Origin of the sequence: Ochrobactrum sp. EDr1-4 (assembly GCF_049199085.1) — a bacterium.
Classification (GTDB): domain Bacteria; phylum Pseudomonadota; class Alphaproteobacteria; order Rhizobiales; family Rhizobiaceae; genus Brucella.
The window spans coordinates 408,239-427,828 of sequence record NZ_JBLZOF010000001.1; the positions used below are offsets into that span (position 1 = coordinate 408,239).

A 19,590-nucleotide genomic window follows, 5' to 3' on the forward strand; every position below is an offset into this window, starting at 1 on the left:
AAATGAACAGACGCGGAGATCAGATCATGCATCGTGCACTTTTAACCGCTCTTATTGCTTTTCCTTTGTTGGCGCCCGCAACGCTTGCGCAGGCACAGGTTCGCAAAGATGTCAGCGAATATGCCGGGCAACGCTGCAACACGCCACCACGCGGCAGTGGCGTTATTGTTGGCCAATTCAGCGGCGTAGAAGATTCCCCGTTCGTCAGCAGTGATGGATTGGTGCCTGTTGATCGCTTCCGCTGTTTTCAGACAATGTCTGAATGCAAAGGCTGGCTCTATACAATGCAAAGCAAATACACCAATGCCGGATTGCCGACTGTCGTTCGCTGCACCAAACGCTAATCAGCGATTGGACGGATAGCCGTTCTTATGCGCCGGGATCGCCTTAAGATAGGCTGCAATCGCTTCTCGATCTGCATCGCTTATCTGCGCCATGTTGGCCACAACATCGGTCATAGAACCGCCGAGTGAGTCAAAATCTGGCGTAAAGCCGCTTTGCAACGCATAGGCGATATCGTTCGCGCTCCAGTCACCAATGCCACCCTCGCCTGAGGTGATATTAGGCACGATGCCTTTGCGACCATCGCTGCCGGTTTCAGGTGAAAGCGCCCCTGCCATCCATTGCTTTGTGTCCAACCCACCAATGACATTGCGTGGTGTGTGGCACTCTGCGCAATGGCCCAGCGCTTCGGTGAGATATTGACCGCGCTTGACCTGATCCGATGCATTGGTCAGTTCGACAACCGGCTTATCTGAAAGATAAAGCTGTTTCCAAAGCCCGAGACCACGGCGAATATTGAATGGAAAACCAAGCTTATGCGCCGCCGCTACATTGTCCGATTCTGGCAGCGTTTTCATGTAGACGAACAAATCGGCCACGTCCTGCGGCTTCATCTTAGCGTAAGATGTATATGGAAAAGACGGATAGAGATGCTCCCCTGCCCGCCCTGTCCCTTCTAGCATCGCATTGGCAAAGTCGTGTAATGTCCAGTTACCAATGCCTTGTTCTGATGGCGAGATATTAGGCGCAATGAATGTGCCAAAATCCGAAGCCAGTTCATGTCCGCCCGCAAGCACCTTGCGCGCATCGCCCGTCGCACCGGGGGCGGCATGGCACGATGCACAGCCACCTGCCCAGAAAATCTGCTCGCCATTCGCTGCATCACCAGGCTGCAAAGATGCAATCACCGACTGATCAACCGTCTGAGGCGTTGTTAGCACCCAGAATGCAGCAGCCCCCAGGATCACCACGACGCCAGCGACATATGCGAGTTTTCGGACCATGACTTTGCTAATCAGTTCTTCTTTTCACGATAGACCTGATGGCACGAGCCGCAATTGGCAGCGACCTGCTGGAAAACCGGCTTCAGCGCATCAAGATCAGCAGGCTTGGCGGCAACGGCTGCGGCAGCATCAGCGCGGAACTTTTCGACGTGTTTGACGAAGTCTTCCTTGTTTGCCCAGATCTTGGCCGACGCTTCCGTATCGCCTTGATCAGAGCCCGCAGGGAACAAAGTGTCGACGTCGAACTTCTTCGCGTCAGCATCAATCTTTTCGAGCGCTGCGAGAGCCGCCGCTGCATCGAAAGGTTTTTCACCCTTTACCATTGGCGCGAGTTGCCCGACTGAACGCCCCATATCCTTCATGATGGCCTGACGATCAGCAATCGCGTCAGCATGCGCCACACCGGCGACCAACAAAGCAACCGAACTCACAGCGAGAAAAAATGAACGCATGTAATCCTCCACATCCAAAATCGAACAACAATCATGTTGGGTAAAATATCCGATACAATGCGTGTGTGCGCAACAGAATCGACAAATAAAACCCGCAGATCAAAAGTAATATGACGAATTTATAGGGAGTATTACAAACATTACACGATATTGTGAAAAACTTGAATTCAATACTATTGTTTAATTATGTCAGAATCACATTCTGGAAATCAAATAATACTTATCTTGATATTTATAGTCATGATTTATTATGGGCTGAACTAAATTCTTGTAATCGGCTCACCTACATAAGCGTGTGGCACATTTCAGAATACGCTCTGGACCAACCGCAAAGAAAAACCCCGCTTTCGCGGGGTTCTTGCAGATCACAATGAAATGGCAATTATGCCTTTTCGTAAAGCTCGAGCACGTAATCCCAGTTCACGAGGCTATCAACGAAAGCTTCGAGGTACTTAGGACGCGCATTGCGGTAATCGATGTAATAGGAGTGTTCCCATACGTCGACGCCGAGGATTGGCGTTGCGCCATGAACAAGCGGGCTTTCGCCGTTTGCAGTCTTCGAGATTTCGAGCTTGCCGTCCTTAACCGACAGCCATGCCCAACCCGAACCGAACTGACCAGCGCCAGCTGCGATGAAGTCTTCACGGAACTTGTCGTAGCCACCGAGATCGGATTCAACGGCCTTTTCAAGCGCGCCTGGAAGCTTCTTGCCGCCGCCGTCTTTCTTCATCCAGTTCCAGAAATGGAGATGGTTGTAGTGCTGACCGGCATTGTTGAAGAGCGCCTGGTTCTTGCCGAAGCTTTCCTTGACGATTTCTTCAAGGCTCTTGCCTTCAAGACCTGAGCCTTCGAGCAGCTTGTTACCATTGGTAACATAAGCCTGATGGTGCTTGTCGTGGTGGAATTCTAGTGTTTCGCGCGACATGAACGGCGAAAGTGCGTCATAATCATACGGAAGGGCGGGCAGTTCAAAGGCCATCGGAACTCTCCTCTTGTGTCTTTCAGCTTACTTTGAGTAGCTGACTATGGGCAGTGCGAACACATGCCCTAAAACTTGCGTGCGCAATCTACATAGGCCGCAACGTCGCATGCGGCAATGGCGCATTTTCTAAATTCACCCACCAAATCAATGAATTTTTATTGAAATTGCATAAGGATAGGGTTCACTTTACTTTTTTTGACATTGATGCACGAACGGAGAAAATCAGTGCCCCATAGTTCTTATGTTTTCGACGCGTATGGCACATTATTTGATGTGCATTCCGCTGTGCGCAGACATGAGGATAAAGCGGGACCGGATGGCGCTGCATTCTCTCTGCTTTGGCGCACAAAACAGCTCGAATATTCATGGACACTCAGTCTGATGGGCGAATATCGCGACTTCTGGAAGCTTACAGAAGACGCGCTGGATTTCGCCTTTGCCCGCTATCCTTCTGTTGATAAAGCACTGCGCGGTGACCTGCTGGAAGCTTACTGGAAGCTCGATTGCTACCCGGAAGTCCCTGCAGCACTGAAGAATTTGAAAAGCCGAGGCGCGCGATTGGCTATTCTCTCCAACGGTTCACCAACGATGCTGGAGGCCGCCGTCAAATCCTCCGCACTGGATGTATTACTTGATGATGTCATCTCTGCTGATAGCGTGAAGCGCTATAAAACATCGCCTTCGGTCTATGAACTAATCACGATGCAGTGGCGGCTTTACCCCTCGGCAATCTCATTCCAGTCGTCCAACCGCTGGGATGTTGCAGGTGCCGCGCGATTCGGGATGCGGGCCGTATGGATCAACCGATCCAATCAACCCGATGAATATAAGCAATATCCTCCCGCACTCATTTTACCGAATCTGGAACTGCTGGATTGAATATCACTAAAACTTGAATATGCGGCGCGGTGAACAACCTTCTGTTGCGGCTAAAATTGTGTCGCAACAGCAACACGAGACCCGTTACGGCGCTTTAGCCATGTTTAGGCCTCATTATAAACGGCGAGAGGCCACATTTATCGGGCGTTTTGCCGGCAACTAAATGCATTCGAACTCGTTATCACCGCGGAATTTGCGACTATTACAACGAATAGTCGCACTTCATTAACCCTAACCGTTGTATCTAACACCCCTCCCGTCACCAATCTGGTTTTCATATGCAAACGACCCTTACCCGCCGTTCCTTTCTTACGGCCATGACAGCAACAGCGGCGGCCGGCCTCGCCGGTTGCGCTCAGTTGGGGCAGAATGTTCCAATCGTAGATGTTGATGCTAATGGCAATCCTATCAACAGGACGCCGCAAGCCAGCGTTGATTCTTCCTATGGAAGCTGGGCATCCATGTATGCGGCTGTTGAAGACAATGGCTATCAGCTCCCTGCCATTCCAATCCAGAAAATGGACAAGCGCTATCTGCGTCAGGTTGTGCAGGATCCGACCGGCGAAATGCCAGGCACCATCGTTGTCGATACGACCAACCGTTTCCTTTATTTGGTACTCGGTAATGGTCAGGCAATGCGTTATGGCGTCGGCATTGGCCGTGATGGCTTTGCATGGTCGGGCCGCGCAGTCATTCAGTACAAGCGCGAATGGCCACGTTGGACGCCACCGGATGAGATGGTTGCCCGTCAGCCAGAACTCGAACCATACAGCTCGCGTAATGGCGGCATGGCCCCTGGCCTCAAAAATCCGCTCGGCGCGCGCGCTCTTTACATCTTCAAAGATGGCAAAGACACGATCTATCGCCTTCACGGAAATCCTGAATGGTGGTCAATCGGCAAGGCCGTTTCTTCGGGCTGCGTTCGCCTGATGAATCAGGACATCATCGATCTCTACAATCGCGTACCAGCGAAATCGCCTATTCTGGTTATGTAATAAGAGATTAGCGATAGTAATTAAAAAAAGCCCCGGAATTCCGGGGCTTTTTCTATTTTATGTAAGCTAGCTATCAGCGCTTGAAACTGCCTAAGATTCCACGCACCAGCGCACGGCCCAATGATGTGCTTACCGAACGCACGACCGACTTCATCGCGGTTTCCGCTACCGTCTGACGACCAGAACGGCGACCCGTTCCGAATGCGGTTCCCATAATCTCACCAAGAAGTCCGCCGCCCTCACTGGGTTCATCCGCTTTTGTTTTTTGCTGTGCGTCGGCTGCAGCTTGCGCCTTTCGAGCCAGCATTTCGAAAGCAGAATCCCGGTCCACCGTCTGATCATACTGCCCGGCAACAGGGCTTGCTGCCATGATTCGCGCACGCGCTTCCGGCGACAGCGGTCCGATCTGCGACGATGGTGGACGGATCAACGTGCGCTGCACCATCGAAGGCACGCCTTTCGCCTGCAAAGTCGAAACCAGCGCCTCGCCTGTCGAGAGATTGGTGATCGCCTCATAGGTTTTGAAATCAGGATTTGGACGGAATGTATCGGCAGCCGTCTTCACGGCATTGGTTTCGCGTGGCGTGTAAGCGCGAAGTGCGTGCTGAACGCGATTTCCAAGCTGTGCCAACACCGATTCCGGCACATCGAGCGGGTTCTGTGTTACGAAATAAACGCCAACACCTTTCGAGCGGATCAGGCGCACGACTTGTTCAACGCGATCGACAAGCGCTTTTGGCGCTTCATCAAATAGCAGATGGGCTTCATCAAAGAAGAAAACCAGACGTGGCTTATCCGGATCGCCCACTTCGGGCAGTTCCTCAAACAGCTCAGACATCAGCCACAAAAGGAATGTCGAATAAAGACGCGGGCTCATCATCAGCTTATCAGCGGCAAGCACGCTAATCACGCCGCGACCGTCAGTCGTCGTCCTCATCAGATCAGCAATGCGGAGTGCTGGCTCACCAAAAAATTTCGTTCCACCTTGCTGATCGAGAACCAGCAACGAGCGCTGAATGGCACCCACTGAAGCCTTGTTGACGTTGCCGTATTTTGCAGAAAGCTCAGCCGAGCGCTCAGCCATTTCTGCAAGAATTGCCTGCAAGTCCTTCAGGTCCAGCAGCAGCAAGCCTTCTTCATCAGCGAGGCGGAATGCAACATTGAGCACACCTTCCTGCGCATCAGTCAGACTCATCAGACGTGAGAGCAGCAGCGGCCCCATTTCGGAAATGGTCGCGCGAACAGGATGTCCCTTTTCGCCGAAAATATCCCAAAAGATAACGGGTGAAGCATGCAGCTCATAAGGATTAAGCTCAACTTCTTCGGCCCGTTTGGTGAGATTTTCATTCGCTACACCGGGAGCAGCAATGCCGGAAAGATCGCTCTTGATGTCAGCACAAAAAACAGGAACGCCAGCCGCAGAAAAGCTCTCGGCCAACACTTGCAAAGTAACTGTCTTACCCGTGCCCGTTGCGCCGGTGACAAGGCCATGCCTGTTGCCATATTTCAGCGCCAGATATTCTGGCTGCTGATAGGAATCATCAGGTTTGCGGCTTGCACCAAGAAAAATTGCATCATCGGCGGTCATCAGGCATGTCGCTCCGTAAAAGGTTTGCTTACAATACGATATACCAGCAGCACCGTCGCGCAACAACGATAACGCGAAATCCGCACCCAAACTTAATTTCCAGCTTTCGTTCATGAAGAATTCAGCAGATTTTAGCTCAGCAATACTTGCAAAGCCTCGGTGACAATGCATATTACGTAAACGTAAGATTTTTCGGGAGAGTTTCATGGAAGAACTGATCGCGCGCATCACCTCCAATGTCGGCATTGATGCAGCAACGGCAGAAAAGGCCGTCGGTATGATTTTGGCGTTTCTGCAAAAAGAAGGCCCAGCCGATAAGGTTCAGCAGCTGCTGGCAGCTTTCCCGGGTGCGGAAGAAGCAATTTCGCAGGTTAAGGGTGGCGGATTTCTGTCCGGTCTGATGGGCGGCGTGATGGGCCTTGGCTCGCAGCTGATGAGCGCAGGTCTCGGCATGGGTGAGATTTCCGGTGTTGCCAAAGAAACCATCCGTTTTGCCAAGGAAAAAGCTGGCGCAGAACCAGTTGATGCCGTTGTGGGATCGATCCCGGGCCTCGGACAGTTCATCTAAATTTTGACGACAAACAATAGCCCCGGACAACCGGGGCTTTTTTATTAACCTTGCACGACTTTTACGCCGACATGTTTTGATCGGCCAGCGCCCCAGCCATTGATGGCAGCGCCTATTCCAAGCACTGCAAAGAAGATGCCGCAGGCTGCAAAACTGCCCGTCGCACTGTGGATCAGGCCAACCACCAGCGGCCCAATCGACGCCAGCGTGTAACCGATGCATTGCGCCATGCCAGACAAATGCGCGGCCGTATGCGAATCGGGCGAACGCAGCACGATGACCATCATCGCAGCAGCGATGAGCCCACCCTGACCAAAGCCCTGAATAATTGCCAGCAGCCAGAAGCTCCATTGCGGCAGATAGAGAAAACCGATCAATGGAAGTGCTGCGCTTAAACAGAGCACAACATTGAGCAGGCTCTGGCTCTTCTGTCGGACTGCAATCGAAGGGATTGCAAGGCAAGTGACGACCTGCACCATGATCGAAAATGAAACCAGTCCGCCTGCCGCCGTTCCGCTCAGCCCCTGCTCACGCAAAATCGGTGCGAGCCAGCCAAAGACAATATAGGCCATGGAGGATTGCAGCCCCATGAAGAACGTCACCTGCCATGCAAGCCTGTCTTTCCATAAGCCTATTACTTTGAAGCCAGAATGGGCAACGTTGTGTTTTGCTCGCATAGCTTGAGGCAACCACAGCGCCAGAACCAGTGCGGCTGGAACGGCCCAGAAAGCCAGCGCCAGATTCCACGAGCCGCCCAGCATATGCTCAATCGGGATTGTAAAACCAGCCGCCGCCGCCGCACCACCGCACAGCGCCATTGTATAAAGCCCGGTCATTATCGCTGCAGTTTTTGGAAAATCGCGTTTGACGACGCCCGGAAGCAGCACATTGCCAGTAGCAATTGCCGCACCAGCAAGTGTGGCGCCAATATAAAGCGATGCTGAATTTCCGATGCCACGGATCGCCGTGCCGATCGTCAAAACGATGAGCACAAACAACAGCACTTTTTCCGCACCAAAACGCTGTGCAAGACGCGGGGCAAAGGGTGCAAAAACGCCAAGGCAAACAACGGGGAGCGTTGTCAGAATGCCAGCGGCAAAACCTGACATCCCCGTCGCTTCCATAATTTCGGGCAAAAGCACCGATACACTGGAAAACACCGGACGCAGATTGGCAGCAATCAGCACGAGGCTCAGACCTAACAACAAGCGCAGCGCTTTGCTTTGTTTCGGCGGCAGAGGTGGCTGCGGCACGCTGTCGATTTCAGCATCGACCAGAGCAGCATCCGCCGGAGGATTTGTGTGGCTCATATCGCCAACACCTTTCATTCAATCACATCACAAACAGCGATGTACTACATCGTACGCATGGAGCAATAGATTAAACATTGTGATAAGTACCGCTATGAAGCCGCTTGCCTCATTCCGTTAACAATTTTAACGCAATGTGGCAGCTGAACTTTCAGACTTCAAAACTGGGTGCCGCATGATCAATCTTTACTGCCTGAATGGAGATCATCTCGAACGTGTCGAGGTTGAACCAGGCACGCCTTTGCCTGAAAATGTTATCTGGATTGACCTGCTTGCACCCGGCGTCAATGAAGATCACATCGTGGAAGCATGGACTGGCATTTCGATCCCGACCCGCGAAGACATGACGGAGATTGAGGAATCCAGCCGTTTTTATATGGAAAACGGCGCGCAATATCTGACCGTGCCAATTCTTCATGCCGTTGATCTCGATCATCGGGAATTGGCCCCTGTGACCTTTATCATCCACGGCCAGCGTCTCGTAACCGTCCGTTATGCCAATCCGAAATCGGTCAGCATTTATATTACCCGCGCAACGAAGCCCGGCAATGGACTGATCCCCGCCAAATGCTCCGGCCTGTCAATCATGCTCGGCATCACCGAAGCCACCACCAACCGTCTCGCCGATATTCTTGAAGGTGTGGCTGGTAAGATCGACGCAGCATCGCATTCTATCTATCGCCGCCAGCCAAAAGCACGGCCCATGACGACGGAAGATTTCCGGCACATCCTCACGCAGATCGGTGGCCAAGGTACGTTTCTATCGCGCATGCGGGAAAGTCTTGCCGGTGTCAGTCGAATGCTTGTGTATCTTTCTGCAATCAACAGCCCTGTAGCGACCAAAAAAGACACGCGCTCATGGATCAAATCACTGGAGCGCGATGCGCAGTCACTCGTCGCCTATGTGGATTTTCTCTCCAACAAGGTCACATTCCTACTTGATACGATTGTTGGTCTGATTTCCGTCGAGCAAAACGCTATTATCAAGATCTTTTCAGTCGCAGCAGTGGGCTTCATGCCACCAACACTCGTCGCATCAATCTATGGCATGAACTTCTCATTCATGCCGGAACTCAATTCGCCATGGGGCTACCCAATGGCGCTTGGCCTGATGGTTGCCTCGGCCCTGTTGCCGCTGTTCTATTTCCGCCGAAAAGGGTGGTTATAGGTCACACCGATAGCGAGACAATCTCCCAGTCTTTGCCATTGATTTTAAGAATATCACCGGCGGGTTTGCCAAAAAGCATGATGGCGACCGGCGCCATATGGGAGATTTTTCCCTCCGATGGATTGGCTTCATCCTCGCCGACGATAGTCCAGGTGCGGGTATCGCCTTCATCGAGGTTTTCAAGTTCGACCGTCATGCCAAACCGCACTACGTCGCTGTCCGGTTCAGGCACGGATAATTCCGCGGTTTCACGACGCGACGTCCAATAGCGCAGATCACGTGAGAGACGCGCGATAGCTGAACGTTCGCCCGCGACATTGGCCTCAGCCAGTTCGCGTTGCAGACGGGCAAGTTCGTCTTCGATCATCTTCAAACCATCGGATGTGACGAGATTGCGATGCGGACTAACCGGACGCTCACCGAGGTCGGCTGGCGCATCGTCCTGTTCTTTTGTGAAAGCTCTGCTCATGCTCTGAATGTATGCAGAGCAGCCATTTCCCGCAAGCCCACAAGTTTGAAGTCGCTCCACGACAGCCTCAATCCGTATTTCAAATGCTGTCAGATTTTTTATTGATTGATCAGTCAATCAAAGATAAAATTGAAGTCAATAAACCTCAACGCGGATAATGATTATGCCCAAAATCGGGATGGAGCCTCAACGGCGGCGCGAGCTTATCGATGCGACGATCAGAACAATCGGCCAGCGCGGTTCGCTTGATGTCACAGTTGCGCAGATTGCTCATGAAGCAGGCGTTTCGCCTGCGCTCGCGCATCATTATTTTGGCGGCAAGGACAAGCTGATCCTCGCCACCATGCGCCACTTGCTGCGTGAGCTGGGTCACGATCTGCACGAAGCAATCAAGCGCACCGAAACGCCACGCGAGCGGATTGCTGCGATTATTGCAGTGAACTTTTCTGCCTCTCAGTTTGCTCAAGAAACCATTGCCGCCTGGCTGACCTTCTATGTTCATGCGCAGCAGTCAGAAGATACGCGTCGGCTTTTGCGGGTCTATGCGCGCCGCCTACATTCCAATTTGGTTTTCGCACTTGATCAACTCACCAGCCGCGAGCGTGCAAACCGTATTGCGGAGGGTGCTGGCGCAATGATCGACGGACTTTATATCCGTCACGCCCTTGGTGCCGATGCTCCCAACGCAGCGTCAGCAATTGCGCTTGTTGAAGATTATATCGCAGTTCAGCTTTCGGTGGAGCCATGAGCATGGAAGCAGATTTCGTTATCATCGGCTCCGGCTCCGCCGGTTCTGCCATGGCTTATCGTCTGTCAGAAGATGGCAGACATTCGGTGATTGTCATCGAATATGGTGGCCCGGACATCGGCCCGCTCATCCAGATGCCTGCCGCCCTCTCCTTCCCCATGAATATGGAAACCTATGACTGGGGTTTTTCGACAGAACCTGAGCCACACATCGGCGGGCGTAGTCTGGTCACACCGCGCGGCAAGGTTGTGGGTGGTTCATCTTCCATCAACGGCATGGTCTATGTGCGCGGGCATGCACGCGATTACGACCATTGGTCGGAGAGTGGTGCGCGCGGCTGGTCTTATGCCGATGTATTGCCCTACTTCAAGCGGATGGAAAATGCGCACGGCGGACAGGAAGGCTGGCGCGGCACCAATGGGCCGCTGCATGTTCAGCGCGGTCGTCGCGACAATCCGCTATTCAAGGCCTTTGTCGATGCCGGGCATCAGGCAGGTTTTGAAGTCACTGACGATTATAATGGTGAGAAACAGGAAGGCTTTGGCCCAATGGAGCAGACGATCCATAATGGACGTCGCTGGTCTGCCGCCAATGCCTATCTGAAACCAGCCCTCAAGCGCCCCAATGTAAAGCTCGTCAAAGGCTTAGCGCGCAAGATCGTTATGGAAGGCAAGCGCGCGGTCGGCGTTGAAATCGAAGCCGGTCGCACTTTCTCGACCATCCGCGCGCGTCGAGAAGTTATTATCGCTGCATCCTCCATCAATTCACCAAAGCTGCTGATGCTTTCAGGCATTGGCCCGGCCGCACAGCTTAAAGAACAAGGCATTGAGGTCGTGGCCGACCGACCGGGCGTGGGCCAAAACCTGCAAGATCATCTGGAAGTCTATATCCAGCAGGAATGCACGCAGCCGATTACGCTCTATTCCAAGCTGAACCTGTTCTCGAAAGCGAGAATTGGCGCGGAATGGCTGTTCTTTAAAACCGGCGATGGCGCGACGAACCATTTTGAATCGGCAGCTTTTGTACGTTCAAAAGCAGGTGTGGAATATCCCGATATTCAATATCACTTCCTGCCAGTTGCCATTCGCTATGATGGCAAAGCGGCAGCGCAATCGCATGGCTTTCAGGCGCATGTCGGACCGATGCGTTCGAAGTCCCGCGGCAGTGTTACTCTTCGCTCGGCCAATCCTCGCGAAAAGCCTGTCATAAAGTTCAACTATATGTCGCATGAGGATGACTGGGCCGATTTCCGTCATTGCGTGCGATTGACACGCGAAATCTTCGGACAAGATGCATTCGCCGCCTATCGTGGTGCCGAAATTCAACCTGGTGCAAAAGTGCAGTCGGATGACGAGATCGACAACTTCCTCCGGGAGCATGTGGAAAGCGCGTTTCACCCTTGCGGAACCTGTAAAATGGGTTCAGTTGACGACCCAATGGCGGTTGTTGACCCGGAATGCCGTGTTATTGGCGTGGAGGGATTGCGTGTCGCGGACTCGTCAATCTTCCCGCGTATAACCAATGGCAACCTAAATGGCCCATCGATCATGACAGGCGAAAAGGCTTCAGATCATATTCTGGGTCGCACGCCGCTGGCGCGATCCAATCAGGAACCATGGATCAATCCGCGCTGGGAAATATCCGACCGCTAATAAATTTCGAGGAAAATAAAATGAAAGTACAACCAAAAGCCTCGCACTTCATCGGCGGCGCATTCGTGGAAGACAAGGCTGGCAAGCCGCTTCCCGTTATCTATCCAGCAACGGGCGAAGAAATTGCGAAGCTATATTCTGCAACGCCTGACGTGATTGAAGCAGCCTATGCGGCAGCACTTAAAGCGCAAGGCGAATGGGCAGCCCTCAAGCCAGTTGAACGCGGTCGCATCCTGCGCCGTACCGCCGAAATTCTGCGCGAGAGGAACAAGAAACTTTCCAAGCTCGAAACGCTCGATACAGGCAAGGCGCTACAGGAAACGCTGGTCGCGGATGCTGCATCCGCAGCCGATGCGCTTGAGTTCTTCGGCGGCGTCATCTCCGGTTTCAATGGTGAATTCGTAGAGCTTGGCGGTTCGTTTGCCTATACGCGCCGGGAAGCGCTCGGCATTTGCGTTGGTATCGGCGCATGGAACTATCCGATTCAGATCGCGGCATGGAAGTCTGCTCCAGCACTCGCAATGGGCAATGCGTTCATCTTCAAGCCGTCCGAAAATACGCCGCTTTCAGCATTAGCACTCGCTGAAGCCTATAAGGAGGCCGGACTTCCCGATGGGCTATTCAACGTCGTTCAGGGTTTTGGCGATGTGGGTGCAGCGCTTGTTAATCACCGCCTAACCGCAAAAGTATCGCTCACAGGTTCCGTGCCGACAGGCAAGCGGATCATGTCGCAAGCAGGTGAACACCTCAAGCATGTCACGATGGAACTGGGCGGCAAGTCGCCAATCATCGTCTTTGACGACGCTGATCTCGACAGCGCCATTGGCGGCGCAATGCTTGGCAATTTCTATTCGACCGGACAGGTCTGCTCAAACGGTACGCGTGTGTTCGTTCATAAGAATGTGCGCGAGACATTTGTTGAACGTCTGGTTGAGCGCACCCGTAAAATCCGCATTGGCGATCCGCTGGATGAAGCCACGCAGATGGGACCGCTCATTAATGCTGCACAACGCGACAAGGTTCTATCTTATATCGAAAAAGGCAAAGCAGAGGGCGCAACCCTTGCTTGTGGTGGTGGCATTCCGAAGCTTCAGGGCTTTGATAAGGGTTGCTTTATCGAGCCGACAGTCTTCACTGATGTTACCGACACGATGACAATTGCCCGCGAAGAAATCTTCGGTCCGGTGATGAGCATTCTCGAATTCTCAGACGAGGACGAAGTGATTGCGCGCGCCAACGACACCGAGTTCGGCTTGGCGGCGGGTGTATTCACCGCCGACATCGCGCGCGGCCATCGTGTCATCAACCAGATCAAGGCCGGCACCTGCTGGATCAATGCCTATAATCTGACGCCCGTTGAGGTGCCATTTGGTGGCTACAAGCAGTCTGGTATTGGCCGTGAGAACGGCATTGCCGCCCTCACTCACTATAGCCAGATCAAGACCGTCTATGTCGAAATGGGTAAAGTCGACAGCCCATATTAATCTGACAAATGGTACAGATAAGCCCGAAGATGCAAACTCTTCGGGCTTATACATTTCATTTTAAAATATTTATATTAATTCACTAAAGCGCGCCGAAAACCTCACCAAGCCATTCCTGAATGCAACTCAAATAATATTGCCCCCCGTTCGAAAACTACGCCAGGCAATACCATCTGAGTAAGCCATTTGCGCTCCACTACTCGCGTTACTGACAAAGATTATACTGCCCGCACCAATCTGCGCAGCCGATGGCAATGCCAGAACCGGGTAGGCCGCGAGCCGTATTGGACCTTCAACGTGAAGCTTCGTGGTTGGTGAAAGTGTTCCAACAGCAAGGTTACCCGTTGCTCGATCAACCCTCATTGCTACACGCCAATTGCCAGTATCGTCGCCGACCTTGATGCTGAAATTATCGTCTCCGTTAAGCCCCATCTCGGCGCGCCCCGTCCAGCCAGACTGAAACAATAAGCTTGCCGTATCCGTCGATGCGTTCTTATTAACTTTTACCTGATGACCGGCACCGGCATTGTTAAAAAGACTAGCTTGCGAAGAGACTGAAAAACGGTTGATGGCATCAGCCGTTGCCTGAATGCCAAGCATAGACACAGACAAGTTTTCAGGCAGTGCACCAGCGGTACTTTCCCAGCTTGTGCCATTAAATACGAACAAGCTGCTTTCATCTTCAATATAAGCGAGCCAGCCTTTTGCAACTGCGATAAAAGACCAGCCTCCATCAACAAAAAAGGCGACCATTCCTGCCTTGTTAGCCCAAGTCCCTGTAGCAGGGGCAGCAACAATATAGCGGTCGCCCGATGCAGGTGTGACAGGCGCAGTAGTCTGCGATTGAGACCGCACACTTAGATGCACAATTGCATCAAGAAGACGTATCGCCTCGTTGTGCGTGACATGTTTTTGTGCCTGACTTGGCATTATATAGGGAAGTTTGAGATTGGGTGTCTGATCCATAAATAGCTCCTCGCAGTGATAATACGGGGAGCTTAAGAGGGTTTATGCAGACGGGGATAAGTTAACTACCGCGATATGTCGAATATGACCACGGGCTAACCAGCAGCGGCACATGATAATTGCTGTCTTCATTCGCAATGGAAAAACGAATCGGGATCAGGTCAAGGAATGGTGGATGGGCCACTTCTGCACCGTTCGCCTCGAAATACTCAGCTACATGGAAGTGCAGCTCATAAGTCCCTTCCTGCATTTCACCTCCGCTCAACAAAAGCTCATCGGTGCGGCCATCAAGATTGGTCACGGTGCGCTTTATCAACTCCGTCTTTCCCAAAGCACCCAGCCGATAAAGTTCAAGCCGCATCGCAGCCGCAGGCTTGCCATGTGCCGTATCGAGAACATGTGTGGATAACTTGCCCATAATGAACCTCAAATTTTCCTTGCAAGAGCCGGAATAGTTTCAATCCGGTATGTGGCATCCGTGAAGAAATACTCCTCCAGATTATCCTCTTTGCCTGCGCGGTCGACAATCAAAAAATCTGATGTCTCCTCCAGCGACACAAGCGGGTGATGCCATACATTGCGCCAGTAGTTCACGCCCTGATCGCCGCGCGCAAGAAACGCCCGTGGCCTTGCTGGCTTTCCATTGCCATCCTCTGCCACAACAATCAGGAACGGCCTGCCATGCAGCGGGACAAAAGCTTGCGAACCAAAAGGATGGCGTTCCAGCATCGTAATATCGATTGGAGCTTTGAATGACTGACCTCGGAAAATATTGATAAGAACCCGTGCGTCAGTACCCTCTGCTTCGACGTGAGCAAGGTCGTGAAAGCGCTCTGTTGTGCCATTGTTAATAAGACGCAGTTCAGCGCCTTCCGTCTCAATCACATCGCCAAAAGGCGCAAAGCCGACTTTTGTCAGCGGCTCAACCTCAAGCACTTCAAACTTCACGTCACTCTCCCCACGAGCCAGACAAATGTTGGAACAACAAAGCTTTGCAGGTCGCACATTGTCAACCGCGAAGCAGTTTCAACAAAGATACGAAAAAGGCCGGGTCACGTGCCCGGCCTTTAAAATCTATCGATAACTTAGGACTATCGGCGCTTAAACAGCGCGCTCACAGCAGGAACACCGCAAGCAGCCAATGCAAGCTTGACCAGATCACCTATAATGAAAACACCGAAGCCAAAGGCAATGCCTTTTTCGAGACCGAACAGATACGCCATCCAGCCTGCGCCCATGACAAGCACAACGGCCTCAGCAAGCAACATCACGCCGCCCAGCTTGAAAGGATTGCGTGCAAGCCCCTTATCGGCAGCGCGGCCAATCATCCATGCGGCCAACAGATAGGAAAGCAAATAGCCGCCGGTCGGGCCTACCATATAAGCAAGGCCAATGCCCTTCTCAGGCGTGCCGGTAAACACTGGCATTCCGAGTGCGCCTTCAAGCAAATAGAGCGCTACGGTTGCAACAGCAAGACGCGATCCATAAACCGCAGAAATTGCAAAGAGTGCGAAGGTCTGCATCGTTACATTGACGTAAAGAAGATCGACCTTGATGTTGGCCGAAATCGTCAGGATAGCCGTGCCGATCAGCGCAAGCGATACGAAGTAAAAAGCGCGCGTCAGTTGACGCGTCGGCAAGTAGTGTGCTGCGAGCGATGCGGTGGCGACTTTTGCCCGTGATCTGTTCTGCATATCCGTGTCACTCCTTCCGACTGGGTATTTCCGCTAACAAGCCAGATAATCCATTTGAAACCCAACACCATAAACTTTAATCCGGTTTAACCATAAAACCAAAGAACTATGATTATTCAATGGGGACTATTCAATGGCACTCGATTTCAACGGCAGCTTTCTGCCTGAATATGGAACTCCGGTTGCCGTGAGTAAAGGTCTTTTACGCCTGACCGTTAACAATCCGAGTGCTTTTACCTTTCATGGTACAAACAGCTATATTGTCGGCACCGATACGCTTGCCGTCATTGATCCCGGCCCGGAAGATGAAGCGCATTATCAGGCACTTCTCGCAGCTATCGCCGGACGTCCGGTCAGCCATATTTTTGTAAGCCACACCCATCGCGATCACTCGCCGCTTGCACAGCAACTAAAACACGAAACTGGCGCGCTTGTTGTTGCCGAAGGTCCGCATCGCCCCTCCCGCCCCTATTACAGTGGCGAAGTGAACATGCTTGAAGCAAGTGCAGATACGGATTTTATGCCAGACATAGCGCTAAACGATGGCGCAACAATTGATGGCGATGGCTGGACGTTGCGTGGCATACATACGCCCGGCCATGCCGCTAACCACATGGCCTTCGGTTTAGAGGGAACAGGTTTTCTGTTTTCCGCCGATCACGTTATGGCATGGGCAACATCGATTGTAGCGCCACCCGATGGATCGATGAGCGATTACATGACCTCGCTTGAAAAGCTGCTGGAGCGCGACGACAGCATATATCTGCCCGGCCATGGCGGCGCTGTCACCAAACCGGCAGCCTTCGTGCGTGGCTTGCGCGCGCATCGCAAAATGCGCGAACGGGCGATATTAGAGAGAATTCTTCAGGGTGATCGCACTATTCACGATATGGTCAAAGCGATCTATCGCGATACGGACCCGCGCCTGCATGGAGCAGCCGCACTTTCTGTTCTCGCTCACCTGGAAGATCTGGTCAGTCGCGGAGAGATCACCACGGATGGCTTTCCATCGATCAGCGGCATCTATCAGCCACGCTGATCACTGCACATCAGCGGGTGCCTTGTTAACCTCACCTTCGAGCGCTGACAGAAATTCTGTGACAAAGGCAGCATTCAGGCCCATATCCCGCTCGCCGTACTGCGAGACAGATCGCATATCGACATAAGTCGTTTCCCCCTCATCCAGCAGGCGGATAACAACGTCACTTTTCAACCCAAGAATGGTGCTATGCGCTGTTGCTGCAAATCGTGTGGCGTTCTGCGCGGTCAGCGGCGTATCGCGCCCGATCTTTTCCCAACCGAAGGCCTTCAGCGTATTTTCGACACCTTGCGCCACCCGATCGGGTGCGGCTTCATAACGGCGTCCTATCACATCAGGATAGGCAGACATCTGCCCCAGCATATCGCCCTGAATCTCTAACGGCAGTGCATTCATACGTGCAAGGCGCGCGGGCATTGTCGAAGGGAATTGAGGCGGCGTATCAAAATCGGTCGTCAGATCATAGAGCGGCGGCGAGCTATACCAAAGTGAAGCAACAAAACAGATTGGCAACAAAACAGTTAATGCAAGAAAACATGCCCAGAATGAGCGCGCGCCGCCCTTGTCACCATTCACCCATAGATTGCGTAGCCCTTTCGCCGCGAAAATCAGTGCTAAAATCGCAAAGATGCCACCGACGACTGCAAGCAGCACAAAGTCAGGCGTCTCTATTTTGCCAAACCGGTGCAGGATAAAACCAATCGTCGAAAAAACCATGGCGAACACGCCAAGCCGCAATGCCCATATTGCGGAGCGCGACTGTCGGCGCTGATAGCGAAGCTTTTTCATGCGGGTTCCCAACTGCGTTTGGAGCACGTCCATGCATAACAGAGACTGTTCAAGCGCAAAAGAAAAAGGCTCGCTCTACCCTGTGAATTTAACCAGTTATAAAAATAGTCGGGAAAAATAGAGTTAAATCAATATAAAAGCTATTGCAGCAACTTCTAACGGAAGGCATGATTACGTATATGGGGGCTTCTTTAGGAATCGTCGGAGAGGACGACATGGATCGCACCCTTCATAATGGCCATATGCCAGCTACACCCAGCACTGCGCAAGCAGAGCAGGATGTCATGACGCTGGAAGCTGTCGAGCTTGAATTTGCTCTTGGCGCCATCGACGTTTTCATCGAAGGATTTGACACAGCCCTTGCCAAGGCAGCCGAGCGCGTAGGCGGCGAAGTTCTTTTCAACATGCCAGCGCTGGACACCACTCAGGCACAGCGCATAGGTGCGATTGCCATTGCCGGACAACCGCACGATCAGGTTGTATTTGTGACATTAGGCCATGATGGAACCACGCTTTCAGTGGCTCCACCCACTGGTGAAAATGCTTTATTTGTAAGCCTTGGTCGCAATTATGCAGATGTTATGAAAAGCCTGACACCGAACGGCAAGACGACAAACGGCGGCTGACAGTATCAATCGCCAGTCTTTGGTTTTGCAATTGTCGCAGGCGCTACAGCGTGCAAATTATGTGCAGGCACCGGATTAAGCTCCATGGTCGTCTCAACATCGCGCAGCTTTACAAATTTCATGCCTTTGGCTTGAAGCGCCAGAATGCCTTTGGCCACACCCTCACCCGCCGAACGTGTCGGCTGGTTGATATGCGAAATGATGACATCGCCATCACGCGCCGCCGCAATACGCTTTGCAACGACCGGTGCCAGCAAAGATGCACCCTGATCGCCGTTGAGCGAATAGCCACCGATTTTGTAACCCATCGTTTCCGCGAGCTTCACAGCATCGGTTGAATAACGTGCTGTTGCGTCTCGATACCATTGCGGCTTTGATGCACCCGATTTGGCAATAGCATCCGCACCGCCATCAATCTCGGATCGAACAGCATCCAGCGACCCTGCCGTTTTGATATTATACATGGTCGGCACATTGGTAATGGCTGGCACATGCATATTGCCGTGGTTTTCAATATCGAAGAGTTCGGGGTGAGCCTTCATTACCGCAAAAGATTCAGCATTCTGCCTCAACCAGCGCGCAGTGACAAAAATTGTCGCTGGAATGCGGTTCTCTACCAGCACGTCCAGAATACGATGATCCGTCTTCCCCATACAGGCATCAAGCGTCAGTGCTACTTGCGGCGCTGCAGCGCCGCCCTTCGCAATGCGCAGTTGCGGCTCCACGATACTGATCTTTTGATGCTTTTCTTGCTGTGGCAGCGCATCATAGGCGTTGGACACAGTGCTAAAGCAAACCAAAGCGGCCCCCGCCGCTAACAACTGACGAAACATTGTTGCCCCGATAATTAAAAATTCTGGCACTTACAGCGCCAGAACCAAAGCCGAATTATGGC

General features: G+C 52.4%; 22 protein-coding genes. 10 read left to right on the forward strand and 12 right to left on the reverse strand.

Annotation, left to right across the window (positions count from 1 at the left end):
- Positions 1–26 precede the first annotated feature (26 nt).
- Positions 27–344 (forward strand): hypothetical protein, encoded by a 318-nt coding sequence (locus ACOZHT_RS02085; RefSeq protein ID WP_339508108.1) that lies wholly within the window; start codon positions 27–29, stop codon positions 342–344.
- On the opposite strand, the gene ACOZHT_RS02090 is transcribed toward ACOZHT_RS02085, so the two are convergent.
- The 3 genes from ACOZHT_RS02090 to ACOZHT_RS02100 form a co-directional block, all read right to left on the reverse strand.
- Complete coding sequence (locus ACOZHT_RS02090) at positions 345–1,286, reverse strand: cytochrome c (protein ID WP_339508107.1); 942 nt, start codon at positions 1,284–1,286, stop codon at positions 345–347.
- An 11-nt stretch (positions 1,287–1,297) separates the two neighbouring features.
- Positions 1,298–1,738, reverse strand: a complete 441-nt coding sequence (locus tag ACOZHT_RS02095) for a c-type cytochrome (protein WP_339508105.1) — start codon at positions 1,736–1,738, stop codon at positions 1,298–1,300.
- Between the two features lie 382 nt (positions 1,739–2,120).
- Positions 2,121–2,717 (reverse strand): superoxide dismutase, encoded by a 597-nt coding sequence (locus ACOZHT_RS02100; RefSeq protein ID WP_339508104.1) that lies wholly within the window; start codon positions 2,715–2,717, stop codon positions 2,121–2,123.
- A gap of 228 nt (positions 2,718–2,945) precedes the next feature.
- Here ACOZHT_RS02100 and ACOZHT_RS02105 point away from each other — a divergent pair, with 228 nt between their 5' ends.
- Entirely contained in the window at positions 2,946–3,599 is a 654-nt protein-coding gene (locus ACOZHT_RS02105; protein WP_339508102.1) for a haloacid dehalogenase type II, read from the forward strand.
- A gap of 278 nt (positions 3,600–3,877) precedes the next feature.
- Positions 3,878–4,594, forward strand: a complete 717-nt coding sequence (locus ACOZHT_RS02110; protein ID WP_339508100.1) for a L,D-transpeptidase — start codon at positions 3,878–3,880, stop codon at positions 4,592–4,594.
- A gap of 73 nt (positions 4,595–4,667) precedes the next feature.
- Here ACOZHT_RS02110 and ACOZHT_RS02115 read toward each other — a convergent pair whose 3' ends face one another.
- On the reverse strand, positions 4,668–6,182 hold the full coding sequence (locus tag ACOZHT_RS02115) for a helicase HerA-like C-terminal domain-containing protein (protein WP_339508098.1): 1,515 nt from the start codon (positions 6,180–6,182) through the stop codon (positions 4,668–4,670).
- Positions 6,183–6,387: 205 nt separating this feature from the next.
- Here ACOZHT_RS02115 and ACOZHT_RS02120 point away from each other — a divergent pair, with 205 nt between their 5' ends.
- A complete protein-coding gene (locus tag ACOZHT_RS02120) occupies positions 6,388–6,750 on the forward strand; it encodes a DUF2267 domain-containing protein (protein WP_310010712.1) in 363 nt (120 codons plus the stop codon).
- Between the two features lie 44 nt (positions 6,751–6,794).
- Here ACOZHT_RS02120 and ACOZHT_RS02125 read toward each other — a convergent pair whose 3' ends face one another.
- Positions 6,795–8,060, reverse strand: a complete 1,266-nt coding sequence (locus tag ACOZHT_RS02125; protein ID WP_339508096.1) for a CynX/NimT family MFS transporter — start codon at positions 8,058–8,060, stop codon at positions 6,795–6,797.
- A 175-nt stretch (positions 8,061–8,235) separates the two neighbouring features.
- Between ACOZHT_RS02125 and ACOZHT_RS02130 the strand changes: the two genes are divergently transcribed.
- Positions 8,236–9,228 carry a magnesium transporter CorA family protein gene (locus ACOZHT_RS02130; RefSeq protein WP_250042758.1) on the forward strand — a complete coding sequence of 331 codons (993 nt, stop codon included), beginning with the start codon at positions 8,236–8,238 and terminating at the stop codon, positions 9,226–9,228.
- A gap of 1 nt (position 9,229) precedes the next feature.
- Here the strand turns inward: ACOZHT_RS02130 and ACOZHT_RS02135 are convergent, their stop codons facing one another.
- Positions 9,230–9,697: a GreA/GreB family elongation factor gene (locus ACOZHT_RS02135; RefSeq protein WP_339508092.1), complete on the reverse strand. Its 468-nt coding sequence runs from the start codon at positions 9,695–9,697 to the stop codon at positions 9,230–9,232.
- 163 nt (positions 9,698–9,860) lie between these two features.
- Here ACOZHT_RS02135 and betI point away from each other — a divergent pair, with 163 nt between their 5' ends.
- From betI to betB, 3 genes are read left to right on the forward strand one after another with little or no spacing between them, the layout of a single operon-like run.
- Complete coding sequence (gene betI / locus ACOZHT_RS02140) at positions 9,861–10,445, forward strand: transcriptional regulator BetI (RefSeq protein ID WP_339508091.1); 585 nt, start codon at positions 9,861–9,863, stop codon at positions 10,443–10,445.
- Between the two features lie 2 nt (positions 10,446–10,447).
- Positions 10,448–12,097, forward strand: coding sequence for a choline dehydrogenase (gene betA / locus ACOZHT_RS02145; RefSeq protein WP_421565297.1), 1,650 nt, complete (start codon positions 10,448–10,450; stop codon positions 12,095–12,097).
- 20 nt (positions 12,098–12,117) lie between these two features.
- Entirely contained in the window at positions 12,118–13,581 is a 1,464-nt protein-coding gene (betB, locus tag ACOZHT_RS02150; RefSeq protein ID WP_421565298.1) for a betaine-aldehyde dehydrogenase, read from the forward strand.
- A 126-nt stretch (positions 13,582–13,707) separates the two neighbouring features.
- Here the strand turns inward: betB and ACOZHT_RS02155 are convergent, their stop codons facing one another.
- The 4 genes from ACOZHT_RS02155 to ACOZHT_RS02170 all read right to left on the reverse strand — a co-directional run bounded on the left by ACOZHT_RS02155 (position 13,708) and on the right by ACOZHT_RS02170 (position 16,241).
- Entirely contained in the window at positions 13,708–14,547 is an 840-nt protein-coding gene (locus ACOZHT_RS02155) for a DUF2793 domain-containing protein (RefSeq protein WP_339508087.1), read from the reverse strand.
- 61 nt (positions 14,548–14,608) lie between these two features.
- Positions 14,609–14,965 carry a hydroxyisourate hydrolase gene (uraH, locus tag ACOZHT_RS02160; protein ID WP_339508086.1) on the reverse strand — a complete coding sequence of 119 codons (357 nt, stop codon included), beginning with the start codon at positions 14,963–14,965 and terminating at the stop codon, positions 14,609–14,611.
- Between the two features lie 8 nt (positions 14,966–14,973).
- Positions 14,974–15,495 (reverse strand): ureidoglycolate lyase, encoded by a 522-nt coding sequence (locus ACOZHT_RS02165; protein WP_421565299.1) that lies wholly within the window; start codon positions 15,493–15,495, stop codon positions 14,974–14,976.
- A gap of 143 nt (positions 15,496–15,638) precedes the next feature.
- Positions 15,639–16,241, reverse strand: a complete 603-nt coding sequence (locus tag ACOZHT_RS02170) for a biotin transporter BioY (protein WP_339508084.1) — start codon at positions 16,239–16,241, stop codon at positions 15,639–15,641.
- A 133-nt stretch (positions 16,242–16,374) separates the two neighbouring features.
- Between ACOZHT_RS02170 and ACOZHT_RS02175 the strand changes: the two genes are divergently transcribed.
- Complete coding sequence (locus ACOZHT_RS02175) at positions 16,375–17,280, forward strand: MBL fold metallo-hydrolase (RefSeq protein ID WP_339508083.1); 906 nt, start codon at positions 16,375–16,377, stop codon at positions 17,278–17,280.
- On the opposite strand, the gene ACOZHT_RS02180 is transcribed toward ACOZHT_RS02175, so the two are convergent.
- Positions 17,281–18,069, reverse strand: coding sequence for a DUF1499 domain-containing protein (locus ACOZHT_RS02180; protein ID WP_339508082.1), 789 nt, complete (start codon positions 18,067–18,069; stop codon positions 17,281–17,283).
- Between the two features lie 215 nt (positions 18,070–18,284).
- Here ACOZHT_RS02180 and ACOZHT_RS02185 point away from each other — a divergent pair, with 215 nt between their 5' ends.
- Complete coding sequence (locus ACOZHT_RS02185; protein WP_339508080.1) at positions 18,285–18,695, forward strand: hypothetical protein; 411 nt, start codon at positions 18,285–18,287, stop codon at positions 18,693–18,695.
- Positions 18,696–18,700: 5 nt separating this feature from the next.
- Here ACOZHT_RS02185 and ACOZHT_RS02190 read toward each other — a convergent pair whose 3' ends face one another.
- The gene (locus ACOZHT_RS02190) at positions 18,701–19,528 is read right to left on the reverse strand and encodes a polysaccharide deacetylase family protein (RefSeq protein WP_339508079.1); all 828 of its coding nucleotides are present in this window, start codon (positions 19,526–19,528) and stop codon (positions 18,701–18,703) included.
- Positions 19,529–19,590: the final 62 nt, after the last annotated feature.

Coding starts and splice junctions, on each gene's coding strand:
- ACOZHT_RS02100 (WP_339508104.1), bottom strand. CDS start 2,717: ATGGCCTTTGAACTGCCCGCCCTTCCGTATGATTATGACGCACTTTCG.
- uraH (WP_339508086.1), bottom strand. CDS start 14,965: ATGGGCAAGTTATCCACACATGTTCTCGATACGGCACATGGCAAGCCT.
- ACOZHT_RS02095 (WP_339508105.1), bottom strand. CDS start 1,738: ATGCGTTCATTTTTTCTCGCTGTGAGTTCGGTTGCTTTGTTGGTCGCC.
- ACOZHT_RS02185 (WP_339508080.1), top strand. CDS start 18,285: ATGGATCGCACCCTTCATAATGGCCATATGCCAGCTACACCCAGCACT.
- ACOZHT_RS02135 (WP_339508092.1), bottom strand. CDS start 9,697: ATGAGCAGAGCTTTCACAAAAGAACAGGACGATGCGCCAGCCGACCTC.
- ACOZHT_RS02180 (WP_339508082.1), bottom strand. CDS start 18,069: ATGAAAAAGCTTCGCTATCAGCGCCGACAGTCGCGCTCCGCAATATGG.
- ACOZHT_RS02115 (WP_339508098.1), bottom strand. CDS start 6,182: ATGACCGCCGATGATGCAATTTTTCTTGGTGCAAGCCGCAAACCTGAT.
- ACOZHT_RS02090 (WP_339508107.1), bottom strand. CDS start 1,286: ATGGTCCGAAAACTCGCATATGTCGCTGGCGTCGTGGTGATCCTGGGG.
- ACOZHT_RS02175 (WP_339508083.1), top strand. CDS start 16,375: ATGGCACTCGATTTCAACGGCAGCTTTCTGCCTGAATATGGAACTCCG.
- ACOZHT_RS02125 (WP_339508096.1), bottom strand. CDS start 8,060: ATGAGCCACACAAATCCTCCGGCGGATGCTGCTCTGGTCGATGCTGAA.
- betB (WP_421565298.1), top strand. CDS start 12,118: ATGAAAGTACAACCAAAAGCCTCGCACTTCATCGGCGGCGCATTCGTG.
- ACOZHT_RS02085 (WP_339508108.1), top strand. CDS start 27: ATGCATCGTGCACTTTTAACCGCTCTTATTGCTTTTCCTTTGTTGGCG.
- ACOZHT_RS02155 (WP_339508087.1), bottom strand. CDS start 14,547: ATGGATCAGACACCCAATCTCAAACTTCCCTATATAATGCCAAGTCAG.
- ACOZHT_RS02120 (WP_310010712.1), top strand. CDS start 6,388: ATGGAAGAACTGATCGCGCGCATCACCTCCAATGTCGGCATTGATGCA.
- ACOZHT_RS02110 (WP_339508100.1), top strand. CDS start 3,878: ATGCAAACGACCCTTACCCGCCGTTCCTTTCTTACGGCCATGACAGCA.
- ACOZHT_RS02190 (WP_339508079.1), bottom strand. CDS start 19,528: ATGTTTCGTCAGTTGTTAGCGGCGGGGGCCGCTTTGGTTTGCTTTAGC.
- ACOZHT_RS02170 (WP_339508084.1), bottom strand. CDS start 16,241: ATGCAGAACAGATCACGGGCAAAAGTCGCCACCGCATCGCTCGCAGCA.
- betI (WP_339508091.1), top strand. CDS start 9,861: ATGCCCAAAATCGGGATGGAGCCTCAACGGCGGCGCGAGCTTATCGAT.
- ACOZHT_RS02130 (WP_250042758.1), top strand. CDS start 8,236: ATGATCAATCTTTACTGCCTGAATGGAGATCATCTCGAACGTGTCGAG.
- betA (WP_421565297.1), top strand. CDS start 10,448: ATGGAAGCAGATTTCGTTATCATCGGCTCCGGCTCCGCCGGTTCTGCC.